Source organism: Cuspidothrix issatschenkoi CHARLIE-1 (assembly GCF_002934005.1).
In the GTDB taxonomy this organism is placed as follows: Bacteria; Cyanobacteriota; Cyanobacteriia; order Cyanobacteriales; family Nostocaceae; genus Cuspidothrix; species Cuspidothrix issatschenkoi.
On the sequence record NZ_PGEM01000078.1, the window covers coordinates 16842 to 30015 of the forward strand.

9 protein-coding genes are annotated in these 13174 nt (G+C 36.1%); all 9 read right to left on the minus strand.

Annotated elements, in window-relative coordinates; translation table 11 throughout:
* Window positions 1-4: 4 nt before the first annotated feature.
* Complete coding sequence (locus CUN59_RS11505) at window positions 5-1186, minus strand: glycosyltransferase family 4 protein (RefSeq protein WP_104387968.1); 1182 nt, start codon at window positions 1184-1186, stop codon at window positions 5-7.
* Entirely contained in the window at window positions 1183-2634 is a 1452-nt protein-coding gene (locus tag CUN59_RS11510) for a glycosyltransferase (protein ID WP_104387969.1), read from the minus strand. The genes CUN59_RS11505 and CUN59_RS11510 overlap by 4 nt, the downstream gene beginning before the upstream one ends.
* 19 nt (window positions 2635-2653) lie before the next feature.
* Window positions 2654-4498 (minus strand): heterocyst formation ABC transporter subunit HepA, encoded by a 1845-nt coding sequence (gene hepA, locus CUN59_RS11515; protein ID WP_104387970.1) that lies wholly within the window; start codon window positions 4496-4498, stop codon window positions 2654-2656.
* A 279-nt stretch (window positions 4499-4777) separates the two neighbouring features.
* Window positions 4778-5500, minus strand: a complete 723-nt coding sequence (hepC, locus tag CUN59_RS11520) for a heterocyst development glycosyltransferase HepC (RefSeq protein ID WP_104387971.1) — start codon at window positions 5498-5500, stop codon at window positions 4778-4780.
* Window positions 5501-6327: 827 nt separating this feature from the next.
* Window positions 6328-8556: a GumC family protein gene (locus tag CUN59_RS11525; RefSeq protein WP_104387972.1), complete on the minus strand. Its 2229-nt coding sequence runs from the start codon at window positions 8554-8556 to the stop codon at window positions 6328-6330.
* 193 nt (window positions 8557-8749) lie between these two features.
* Window positions 8750-9847 carry a glycosyltransferase gene (locus tag CUN59_RS11530; protein WP_104387973.1) on the minus strand — a complete coding sequence of 366 codons (1098 nt, stop codon included), beginning with the start codon at window positions 9845-9847 and terminating at the stop codon, window positions 8750-8752.
* Window positions 9848-10242: 395 nt separating this feature from the next.
* Window positions 10243-11556 carry an NAD(P)H-dependent oxidoreductase gene (locus CUN59_RS11535; RefSeq protein ID WP_104387974.1) on the minus strand — a complete coding sequence of 438 codons (1314 nt, stop codon included), beginning with the start codon at window positions 11554-11556 and terminating at the stop codon, window positions 10243-10245.
* Window positions 11557-11558: 2 nt separating this feature from the next.
* Entirely contained in the window at window positions 11559-12104 is a 546-nt protein-coding gene (gene rfbC / locus CUN59_RS11540; protein ID WP_104387975.1) for a dTDP-4-dehydrorhamnose 3,5-epimerase, read from the minus strand.
* Window positions 12105-12179: 75 nt separating this feature from the next.
* Window positions 12180-13022 carry a phytanoyl-CoA dioxygenase family protein gene (locus CUN59_RS11545; RefSeq protein ID WP_104387976.1) on the minus strand — a complete coding sequence of 281 codons (843 nt, stop codon included), beginning with the start codon at window positions 13020-13022 and terminating at the stop codon, window positions 12180-12182.
* Window positions 13023-13174: the final 152 nt, after the last annotated feature.

Consider the following 13174-nt stretch of genomic DNA (forward strand, 5'->3'; position numbering starts at 1 on the left):
CTGGTTAATTAAAAATAGGTGTAATTAAACCTTGTTGTGCAAATATTTCACACAATTGCTGTTGATAAACTTCCTGATTATATTTTTGGGCAGTAATTCTTGCTCTTCTACCCATTTCTACTCTCATCTCCTCATTTTCAGCTAAAAATTTGAGTTGATTAGCCATAGTTTTCACGTCTCTAGGAGGAGCAATAAAACCATTGACGCTATTATTTACCACATCCGCAGCACCACAATTAGAAGTCACAATTACAGGTAATCCACAAGCCATAGCTTCTAATGCTACTAAACCAAAACCATCTTCTACAGAAGGCAAAACTAGAATAGAGGATTTACCAAAAACTTTAGTCGGATCATCTTGACTAAAATTCCAAAATTCCTGTTTAATATTGGGATTTTGGCTTAATGTTTCTGTTATAAATTTCTTTAATCCGCGAGTAGATACCCCACCAACAATCAATAATTCTGAATTAGGAATATCAGCTTTTAAAAAAGATTTAACTAAATAAGATAGTCCTTTTCTAGGTTCAATAGTTCCTACATAAACAACCCGAAAAACTGCATCTGTTTTTAAGGTGGGATGAAATCTATTAGTATCCACAAAAGGAGTGACAACTTTAATTTTTTCTGCTGCAAATCCAGCTTGAATAAAAGTTTGTTTAGCCACTTCAGAAAGCACAATGATTAAATCTGCTTGTTCACATTCACTAGCAAATCTTTTCAGCATTTTGGGATTCATGGTAGCTACGGTTGAATCAGATAAAAAATCTAATTCTTGTTGAATTTGTTCCTGCATAAAAGGCAGATAATTATTCAAGCAATATAGCCACGCTTTTGCACCTTGAGCTTTAGCAGTTTGAAATGCTAAATTAGTTTGTCCTGCTACGCCCATAATTAAATCACAGGAGTGAGATTTTAATCTTTTACTTACCTGATTGTCAAAATATAAATCACTTAGCAACACAGCTAAATCATGACGACGACGTAAAATAGGGGTACTTAATAATCTTCTACTCCAAATAGAATTACCCACAGGATATATAGGAAAATTGGTTTTTGGTGCTGTTAAACCACTACAAAATACCGTTAAATCTCCTAATTTATGTAATCCTAATGCAGCATTTTCTAAACAAACGCCTTGTCCACCTGTACCTAAACCAGTATTGCAAGTAAGTGTAATTTTCATGAATAATTAAAAGTTGTAGTTGAACAAATACTGTCAAAAATTTTTAAGTAATCTTGGGCTAAATTTTGATAACTTAATTCCTGATGTAAATGCGTCCTATCAAAACGTAAAGGAGAACCAGAAAACTTAGCACTAGCTATATGGGCAATTACAGCTTTCATAGCTTCTACATCGGTAGGTTCTACTAGCCAAACACCGGGTTTATCTTGTAAATAATCCCAATTTTCACCGTAAGGTACAGCAGCTAAAATTGGTCTATCTGTCATTAAATATTCATAACTTTTACAAGAAATTCTGCCACCGCTTGTACCATCTGGACGATTTGGTAAAGTTATTAATAATAAATCTGCCTGTCTAGCTAATTGAATCGCTTGAAAGTGAGGTAATGAACCAGAGACACTAACTACATCTGTAATATTTTGATTTTGTAAGACTTTATTAACTACAAATTCAGGAAAACTATTACCATAAACTGACAGTTTAATTTTGTTTTCCCATTCTAGCTTTTGAGAGATGAGTTGTTTAATTGCCTGACCGACAAAAACTGGACTAGAACTACGATAATCAATTTTTACTCGTTGATAATATCCCCATTCCACCCAAGCTTTATAAAGTCTTTTTACTAAATTTTTTTCTTGAGGTAGATGATAAAATTCATACCAACCATTCATCCCACCTGTATAAATTACCTCGAAAGATGAATTGTCATTTTCGGAGGTAATGGGAGTAGCAAAATCTAAAGGATCTGCACCACAACGAATTAAATGAAACTTTGATTTTTCCGATTCAGGCTGACGATTTTTAACTAAATGTAAATTGAATTGAGAAACATAAACTACCGCATTTGCTTGTTGCACATAGAGATTTTCTAACCAACGTTCTAGATGATGATGTAACCAACTAACTGCATTAGGGTGCATATCAGTACAACTGAGTGAATCATCTAAACTAACCACTAAAGGTAAACCAGTTAGCCATTTTAGTGCTATCCCCGCCAAACCCGCAGAATAGGGCATCATAATCACTAAAATAGCATCTGGTTTTTGTTGTTTAATTAATTGATAGCCTTTAAATACTGCGGGTAAAATCCAAAATATCTCTCGATCTGGCCAAATTAATAATGTTAATATTTTTTCCAGTCTGAGTTTTCCTAGCCATGCAATAAAAGCTTGAGGATACCAACTTTTGGTATAATGAATATGAGAGTTTTCTGGTAAAAACCCACCCTTTGTACCTGTTAATACAATGATTTGCCAAGTTTTCTGAAATTCTGCCAATAGTTTATTAGCTCTATAGGCAATTGGTGTTTTTACAGGTGGTAAATCATGGGCTATACAAAATAGTTTGCGCTGATTTTGTGATTTTTCTGACCAATTTTTTTGGACACAAGCAGATTTTTTGAATTTCTGAAAACTTAAGGATATAAATTCTAGGAAAGAATTGTTCATTTCTCTGTATTTTTAGTGATTAAATATCATTATTAGGAGTCAGTTCATACTGCATTTGGTGATATTGCCAAAGTTTACCTTGCATTTCTAAAAGTTCTTGATATTTACCCTGTTCTACAATTCTTCCCTGTTCTAAAACTACGACTTTATTGGCTTTGGCAATAGTAGAAAGACGGTGAGCAATGACAATTACAGTCCGTCCCACAGATAGCTGTTCTAGCGACTCTTGAATTAAACGTTCAGATACAGAATCTAAAGCACTTGTAGCTTCATCTAAAATCAATATTTCTGGATTTCTTAGCAATGCCCGGGCGATCGCAATTCTTTGTTTTTGTCCTCCTGATAAACGTACACCTCTATCTCCTAATTGTGTTCTAAATCCTTCGGGCATTTCTTCAATAAATTCTAGAGCATTTGCCAGTTTAGCGGCTTCTTTAATTTCTGCTTCTGTAGCTGTAGGTGTACCGTAAGCAATATTTTTCCAAACTGAAGTATTGAAAATAAATGTATTTTGACTGACAACTGCTATCTGATGACGTAGAGAGTGAATTTCAAATTTACGAATATCCACATCATCTATATAAATGTAGCCCTCGGTCGTATCATGGAAACGAGGAATTAAATCTGCCAGTGTAGTTTTCCCAGCACCAGATCCACCGACTAAGGCTGTCATTTCACCTTGTTTAATTGAGAGAGTAATATTGTGTAAAACTCGCTGATTATGATTATAATTAAAATCTACAGATACTAAATCAATGGATCTTTTTAAACCTGGAAATTTCAATGTGCCATTTTTAAAATATACCTTACCATCAGATTTTAACAGATCCTTGATATTTTCTACTGCTCCTGCTTGAGTAGTTAAAAAAGCTAGAACTCCATTGATATCTTGAATCATTGGTATAATCCGAAACAGGACAAAACAGAAGGTTAACAAAGCAGAAACCTCCATTAAACCCGTAGTTAATGCCACGATAATCATACCAATCAGAATCAGAGTAGATACACTTTCAGCGACAGGTTTAACTACTAAAGAAATTACATCAATACTTTTTATGGTACTAACTATTTTTTCACTTGCTTGATAATATCTTTCGCGCTCAAATTCTTGAGTAGAAAAAGCATGAATTGTACGGATACCTTCAATAAATTCAAGGGTTCTAGAAGTAAAATTATCATTAGCTGTGGTAATGCCAAAACTACGTTCTCTAATTTGTTTATTCAGAGTAGATAATCCCACGGCGACAAGACTAAATAATAAAATTGCCACTATGGAAAGTTTCCATGAAAGCATAAACAATGAAGTAGAATAGACAATGATTGCAAAGCTTCTAGTTATGAAGAAAGCGATACCACCAAATAACTGTCTAATGCGCTCCATTTCATTAGTGAGTATATTCACTAATTCTCCCGATTTTTTATGATTAAAATAATTGAGAGTTTGTGCTTCTAATTGTTCAAAAATTCGTTTCCGAAGACTGTCTACTAAACTTATTTCACTAAAATTAATACAAACTTGGGCTAAATAATTGAAGGATGCCCGCATACAGGTTGTAATGACGATTAAAGTGGATATGCGATATAATCGTTCTGTTGCTGAAGTATTAATTCCTAAGATTAAAATATCAAACCACTCAATTCCTGTTTTCACAGGTTCACTTCCAAGAGTGGTTAAACTTTGCAAAAATACCAATAAAAATCCTAAACCGAAGCCTTCAAAACTTGCGGCTAAAATTGAAAATACTAAGGCTAAAACTGCCACAAGTCGGAAGTGTTGAAATTCTCGTAAAATTAAGCGATTATTGTGCCAGAAATTTGTGGACTTAAATATTTTCCAGAATGATGGTAGAAATTTTAAAATCATAAAATTTGAGATGATATTTTTCAGTATTAACTAGGTAACAATTATTGATATTTTGCAATTAAATTAATTACAAAATAATAGTATTTACAATACTATTTAAGCTGATTTTTTGTAGAAATTTCCTGATTTTGTGCCTATCTTACAGATCATCAATCAAGATTGGTAAGTATTGCCTAATCTTTATTCTGGTTATAATGATGAAGCTGTAAGATATGGGATTAAATAGATAATTTATAGTAGAAAATGTCCAACCAGGAAACATTTTTTATTTTGAAAATTCTAAGCTACTTTCATAAATTTATGTTCTTTATTTAACTTCTGGTGCTGTTTTTCTAAACTTAAACGAATTGCATCTTCTAAAGATAAATAATGATATCCTATTAAGCGGGTTTTCCATTGTAATACATTGACTAAATTAAAGTATTTTTCTAAACAGTATTTAGTCATACTAATAATATGTAAACTGCTGACATCAACTGAGATATTGGTTCTAAACTTAATATTCCGTACCAGTTGAAATTTTTCACCGACATACCACTGATAATCAAACAGGAAATTGGGAGATGACATTTGCATCAAGATTAATCCTGGTAGCAAAAATGGACTCATCAAAAAGACTAAAAATAAAGCTACAGTCCAGTCTATAATTCTAGCTAAACCTGTGAAAATTTGATTACCTGTTTGTGGGAACTTTTGATAACCAGGAATATTCATAAATATAGGTTTATTCGCTTCCTCACAAGCATCTGCCCAAACCTTGATCACAGCAGGATCGATTTTTGGATCTATACTGACTAAACTAACAGGAGAATGTTTTAAACACTCTATAAGCGACTGTTTATTCTCTAGAGAAGCTAAATATGGCTGTGAAAATGTTTCCGAATTTTTCACCAATAACTTGCCCATGCGCCATTGTAAGCGACAAGATAGAAAACTAAGATGTTCAGATTTATTGGAGATAATGGAGTTATGATTGTGACTAGAAATGAGAGAGCTTTGCATATATATAAGTAGTGATAAAGTAGCCAAAAATTAACTCAGATAAGTAAAAATTCAACACAGTTATTATTATGATCACAGGATTAATTGTCACCACTATGATCGGGAATAATTTCGATAAAATCTTGAATGTCTTGATTCTGAAAGTAATTGAGGAGGATATATCAACTCAGTCCAACATAACTAAGTATTCAGCTACAGTAGTCATTCGTAGCCAGAACACCGACTTCTTTTATTGAGTGTGTTCATAAATTACAAATTGATATTAGAAGTCGCGGATCTTATTGCCTCACCTGAATTATTACCAAAATACTTATTTTTTTCAGAACCATGAACCAGTTCCCCCTGAATTTTCTGGTTTTGGTGTTTCAATCTCTAGAATATAAGAATATCAAGAAATAGATCATCAATAAGCAACTTCTTTATTTATTCTTCAAATAAAGATTACTTTTTTATGTAACCTATTAAGTTTTGATAAAATGAATTGATGGTAACTAAATAAAATAATGAATGTTTTATGTTGATTTGATTTTTTGACCTAATAGTAATTCTGTATGAAAATTCACATAAAAATACCCCCTGTAGTCCTCCCTTGTAAGAGCTACCCTGTACACAGAAGTTTAATCAAGTTACCTCTTATGGTTTTCATACCCCCTAACCCCCAATTCTGGGGGAATAAGAATTTCAAAGTCCCCCAAATTTGGGGGATTTAGGGGGCTAAATTAGCAGAAAAGGAAGACTTGTGTATACACCGTAGCTTGTAAGGGGGGACGGCAAAGCCGGGGGGTAAATATCTTGTATGTGGTTGAATATTGAGCAAATATTCTGATTTATTCTTCCAATGCTTGTTGCAGAACTAATTGCTTTGGTTTGACATAGGGTACATAGGTGCTATCAGATGGAGATGCGCCATTAGCAACAACACCAATTAAATTTAACTTACTCAACATTTTTGTGGCTTGATTTAGTTGGGTGCGGGTAACTTTACCCATGCTGGCCATCATCACCACACTGCGACAAGATGATGCTGTGAGCATAGCATCCACTAAACCAAGAACTGAAGGAGCATCTATGAGGACTAAATCATAGTTTTTTTCAAATGCAGCCATCAATTCTATCATCCGGGGAGAACTTAAAAGATGGGCAGGATCGATCGGTATGGGTCCGGCAGTCAAAATATCAATATAAGATGAGCCAGAGTAGGGAACACTAATTTGATTAGGGATAATTACTTCACTTTCTAACAGAGTAGAAAGCCCCTGTTCATTAGGTAAATTTAGCTGTTTGTGCAGGTTAGGATCCCGTAAATTAGCATCAATTAATAAGACCTTTTTATGCAAACGAGCCGCACTCATGGCTAACCCTAAAGCTAGGGCTGATTTACCATCATCTGGTAAGGCTGATGTTACCATTAAGGATCTTAAATCGGAAACATTATTGAGTAGTTCAATATTTTTATAAATCAGATCCAATGATTCCCAACGGGGCGGAGATTGTAATACTTGAATTGTCCAGGGGGCCAGCACTTCTGGTTTACCAAATGGCAACTTGATCATTGATTCTCTAGGTTTAGCTGGAGGCAATTTAGGAGTTGTTCCTAATAATGGTAGAGCTGCCTGTTTTTCTAATTCCGCAGTGGTATGTACAGCATCATCAGAGGCTTCCCGAATAAAGGCGGCTATTCCTCCTAACATTAAACCAATGACTCCACCTAATAATAGATTTTGTCTCATATTAGGCCCAGTTTGCACACCGTCTTCAGGTGGTTCTACTACTTCCCAATTAAATCCACCTTTAGAAAGTTCTTGGCGTAATTTTTGTTCTGATCTTAGTAATTGTTCTAATCTTTCTCGGCTAAATTGCAATTGTGGCAAGATGCGATTGTAATAAGCTAACAGAGCAGGAAACCGCTTCAATTCGGCTTGTAATTGTCGCTCTTTGTCCGCTAAAGTTTGATCGCGGGCGCTTAATGAAACTATTGTGGTTTGAGTTTCTACTAACTGACCTGTGAGGGTTAGATCAATTTGCCCCAGTTGTCCTTGTTCTAAAAGATTATCTCTAGAACTAAAGGTGGAATTGCTTCTTTCTCCTAAAGTTCTGCTAACTTCTTTTTGTAAAAGTTGTTTTTGACTTTGTAATTGTTCGGTCAATTTTTGCACACTGGGAGTATCATCTGTAAAACGTAAACGTTCCTGGGCTAAAGCTAGTTCGGTTCTTTGAATTTCATTAAGTAAACTTTGGTAGCGGGTAGATTGACTTAAACGAGAAGAAACTAAGGCATTTTGTGGAGAACGGTTAAGTTGTGCTTGCAGAGATTTTTGCTTTGCTAAGGCCTCTTCATAGAGAGAACGAGTGGTTTGTCTTTCCTGTTGGACTGTATTTAAAGATGTCTCTAGGGTTCGGGCTTGAGTTTCTGGATCAATTAAATTCTGATTTCTCCGAAACCGTTGGAGATTTGCTTCCGAAGCTGTAACTTCATCGGTAGCTTTTCTTAATTGATCTCTAATGACTTGTAAACCTTTTTGTAAGCGTGAATTTTGCTGTTGTTTATTGTATTCTAAATAAACTTCCTGAATGGTATTGAGAACTTTTTTAGTTTTGACTGGATCGTTATCGGTATAATCTACTTGAAAGATTTTTGTAGCAATATTATCGTCTGGAGTCTTAATTTGAGTTAAAACCAAGGAACTTTTTAAATTCGCTACGGTAAAATCTGGATATTCAGCTTTGAGTTTATTAACTGCCTTTTGCAGTAGTCCAGAACTCTGCATCAAATTTAATTGAGTAGCCGTGTCTATCTCGACTGTACTATCGGTAAATTGACTTTCGGTGTTATCAGTTTCTTGCTTACCTTGATAGTTAGGTTCTATTAACAATTGCATGGTGCTTTTGAAACTGGGTGGTGTTTTTAATGTCACGATCCCAGCTATAGCTGTAGAACTGAGAAATACTAACAATAACCAGGGAAACCGCCGCAGCATGACGGCAAACATTTGACCATAACCAGCTTCTGGTTCGGATATGGGATTTATATGGGGATTTAGACTAGTTTGAACCACTTTTATTATCCTTATCTGCGATACACTATGCAAACACCTAAAAATCATGTCAATTAGCGATGCACACCATTAATAACGCAGCCTGAAATTAAAAACGGAAAAAGCAAATTAGACGAGCTTTTTATAATTTTCGATTTGATTAGTTAGGGAAATAATCGGGTATAAATCACAGTTACTAAAATGGCCTCCTGCCTTAATTAAGTTGCCATTTGCCAGTAGTATGATCAATAATTTGCCCAACTTTACTAAAAAATGACTGTTCCGAGAAATTGCTAATGGCATGATTACGAATGGTTTCGTAATCCCAAGCTATTTCTCCAGCTTCTAGTAATGCTGTTTGTAAAGAGCAGGGCGTTTGTCTCTTAAAAAATACACCTGTTTTTCCTGGTATTTGAGTATCTAATACTCCTCCTGCTCCATAGGCAATTACTGGTGTACCACTAGCATTAGCCTCGACTGGAACTAATCCATAATCTTCTAAAGCCGCCACAATAATTGATTTGGCTTTAGAGAATAAATTTTTGCGTTCTTTATCACTGACATGACCTAAAAATTGGATGTTGGGTAATGCCTGGGCTTTTAATCTTTCTTGTTCTGGTCCATCACCTGATATTAATAAATTCCAGCCGAGCCAATTAAAGGCTTCGACTATTATATCAAGACGTTTATAACTTATCATCCGCGCCGATGCCAGGTAGTATTCTTCTTTAGTATCAGAAAAAACAAAGTTGTTGGTATCAATTGGATAGTTAATAACCAGGGCTTGTTTGTGATAAATATTTTGAATCCTTCGGGCAACAATGCTAGAGTTGGCAATGTACAAATCTGGTTCTTGAGCGTATTTTAGGTCTACATTCCGCATCATTTGAAATACTTTTTCAATCAACGGAGCAAAGTATCTATAATCTCCGTATTCCCGTAAATAAGTTTCTGTATCCCATAAAAACCGGGTAACATTATGACAAAAACAAATATGTTTAGCTTGGTTTTTTTTCCGTACTGCTTTGGCAAAACTGGTGCTACTGCTAATAATTAGATCATAATCTTGGAGATCCAAGGCGCGAAAGGCAGGAAAATATAGGGGAGCTAACATCCGAAAATATTTTGTTGCACCAGGAATTTTTTGTAAAAATGTGGTATTAATAATTCTCTCACCGAAATCTATACTTTTTTGTGCATCATATAATGAGGTAAAAATATCAGCTTCAGGATAGCGGTTACACAATAGTTCAAATACGCGCTCCGCTCCTCCGCGCTGGGTTAAGTAATCATGAACGAGGGCAATTTTCATACCGGATTCCCTATAATTTAGTAGTTGACGATTGTGGATGAGGCTTAATTTTTATGCTCTAGTAAGGGCGAAGCATTCGGACATAAAATCAATGGTTTTGGGGCTAGGATACCGCCCAAATGCTTCGCCCATAAAACTTTTTATGAATTGAGGATTTACACAAAACTGAATTAAAGTAGGAGTAATTCATGAATTACACCTACTCATTATTTATTTATAAGATAAAATCAGAAGTTGGGGATATTTATTGTTTACAACTAATTTATGATCGCCCATTTGGGTTTAAATCCAATAGACATCTGGTGGTAATTAAATGTTCGTGGCTTGAAACCCTTGTAGAGAGGTTCCACCGGAACGTCTTTACATTCTCATCTTCCTCCTGCCTTCTGGAAAAACTATTTTGTCAGGGCTAAGGTTTTGGCAGGAGGAAAATAAACTGCTTGTTCTGCCCGTAATTTATCGCACAGTCTACCTTCTGGTAATTCCACATCATCATAGGTGAGGACTTGATCTTTGGGAATATCACGTTTTAGGCGGCATCCTTCCGCTAGACCCATGGGTAAGAGGTTTTGTTGTTGAACTATGGGGGAATTTTCACATTGTCCATAGGTCATGTAATAACCAATACCATCTAGGATATCTCCGGCTTGGAGGTCAATTTTGGCGGTGGTAACTACATCCACCACTGGCCCAGCGATGGGTGCAAGAACAGCATCATGGAAGAGGACAGCGCGAGCGACGGAGAGGGGAACTTCAAAATGGCAGAGGTGATAGGGGGTGTAGAAGCTGTATAGGGGACCCTCACCTAGTTTATAAAGGTTGAGATAGTGCCGTTGTTTGGGGTCTTCGTGGGTGGCAAAGACAAATACTCCTGGACCTGGTTTAGTACCGACAACGTAATCAACGATACCGCCTAATTCTTGGAGTTGGTCAATGTCATACATTTTGGTCATTTCATCTACATGACCTGTGTAGTCATAGCCCAACATTCCCCGCTTGGCGACTTTCATGCCGGTACCGTTGGCGACTATGGCTTGCTCAAAGGAAATTTTCGTACCATCGGCAAAGCTTGTCACCATAGCGGGATTTTGTCCCCAGCGTTGGGCAAAACCTGCTTGAGTGGTGGGGTTACGGTAGGGGTCTTGTAAACCTTTGATGTTGCCGCATAGGAGGGGTTTTAACCCGATGCTTTTGACAAAGCGGTAGAGGTTCATTTCTACCCCTGGTTGGTCGCCGTCACAGGCGGTAAGGATGACTCCACCGCGGTCTGCATGGACTTTGAGGATGGGGCCAATTGTACCATCAAGTTCGGCATTCATTAAGATGATATGCTTTTGGTGAGCGATCGCACACATGACTAAATGAGCTGCGTATTCAATCGTACCTGTAACTTCAATGATTGCATCTATACCTTCGGCTTGGCATAGCAACATGGCATCTTCGCTGATCGCATATTTGCCTTGAGCGATCACATCTTCTAAATCAGCTAAATTATCAACAATGTTAATTTCCTCAATTCCTGCTTCTAAATAAGCTCGTTTTGCTGTATCAATATGTCGGTTAGCAATAGCTACCAACTCCATCCCCGGCACAGAATTGATAATTTGATTGGCAATGCCTCGACCCATAAAACCAGCACCAATCATGGCTACTTTTACAGGTTTACCTAATGCCGCCCGTGCTTCTAAGGCTTTATCTACAATGATCATAATTAAACTCCGATTAAAATAGATTCTAGTAAAGGCCAATTGCGATCTTTATCAGAAATTTCTGTCACATTCATAGGCCAAGAAATTTCTAACATCGGATCGTTATAACGCAAACCTCGTTCATATCCTGGTGTGTAAAATTCACCCACTTGATAAACAACTTCTGCACCATCGGTTAACGCTTGATAACCATGGGCAAACATTTCTGGTACATATAACGCGCGACGATTTTGGGCAGTTAGTTCTACACCAATATGGGATAAATAAGTGGGAGATTCAGGACGCATATCAATAATTACATCATAAATAGCTCCTTGAGTGCAGCGAATCAATTTTGTTTCTGCTGCGGGTAGAGTTTGATAGTGCATTCCCCGCAATGTACCTTTTTGATGATTAAAAGATAAGTTACATTGGGCAACTGTTGGTTTTAAACCATGAGATAAAAATTCATCGGCGCAGAAAGTCCGAGCAAAAAAACCGCGCGAATCAGGCTTTTCTTCTAGGTCAATAATGAAAGCACCAGCAAGTTTAGTAGCAGTAAAAATCATGGGTTATCATCCTATGTAGAATTGGTAATTGGCAAAAAAATTAGGATCTTCTAAATTTTTATTAACAGACAACAATTAATTATTTATACCCTGAGCATATTGCCTAGACAAAACAGGTTTGAAATGAGAATCATCCCAGAAATGATTACAAAGTTCTGGTTGTTTGCGAGCAGTAGAACCGTAGGCAAAAAATAATGTTGATCTTTCTTCCGTGCGGAGAGTACCATGATGTAAAAGTCTTCTTGTATCAACAATAATCACTGTACCAGCAGGACCTGGACAAGACTTCCAAGCTGATTTGGGGATAATCTGATTTAGTGTTTCATCGTTTATTCCTCCCGAAGTATTAATTTTAGATTTAATTCGGTAATAATTAGGATGATAGAAAGAAGTATAAGACAATGGAATATATTCAAAAGGACCATGCTTTGTTTCTACATCATTTAAGTAAACAATGATTTTGATAAATCTTCTATCTTCTATATCCCTATGCCATAGTAATGTGGCAAACTGATCTCTACAGGCAAAATCTTTGCGTAAATGTACGCCCTGATAGGCAACAGGAAGACCAATATAATTTTCGATAATCTTGAGTAATCTTGTTTCTTTTACCCAGTTGGAAAATTCGGGTAAATCTGTAACAGTATAGATTTTTGGTGGATTTCGTAATGGATCACTATGGTCATCTTTTACCATACTTGGTAATAGAGAATGAGCAGCATTTAGTAAGGTGGAAGTTGAGCTAAAACCTAAATCCGTGAGATTTGTCATATAAATACAATCACGTTTGAGGGAATTAAGAATTAAGCGATCGCTTGCTGTTAATTCAGGTAAATTTTTGTGATGCCTTACTAATGCCTGTATATAATTTAATTCATAAGCTAGTGCTGATGTTTTAGCTTTGATTGTATTGATCATCATATTTACTCTTCATTAATTAGTTATTTCCAGTTCAATCGTAATAAACCATTAGTCTCAGGATTCAGGATACAAAAAACTCGATACACCAGAGAACAGGTGAGCAGAAATTTACTTTTTTCTTCTTTCTGCTCAACTCCTAATAGCGTTCA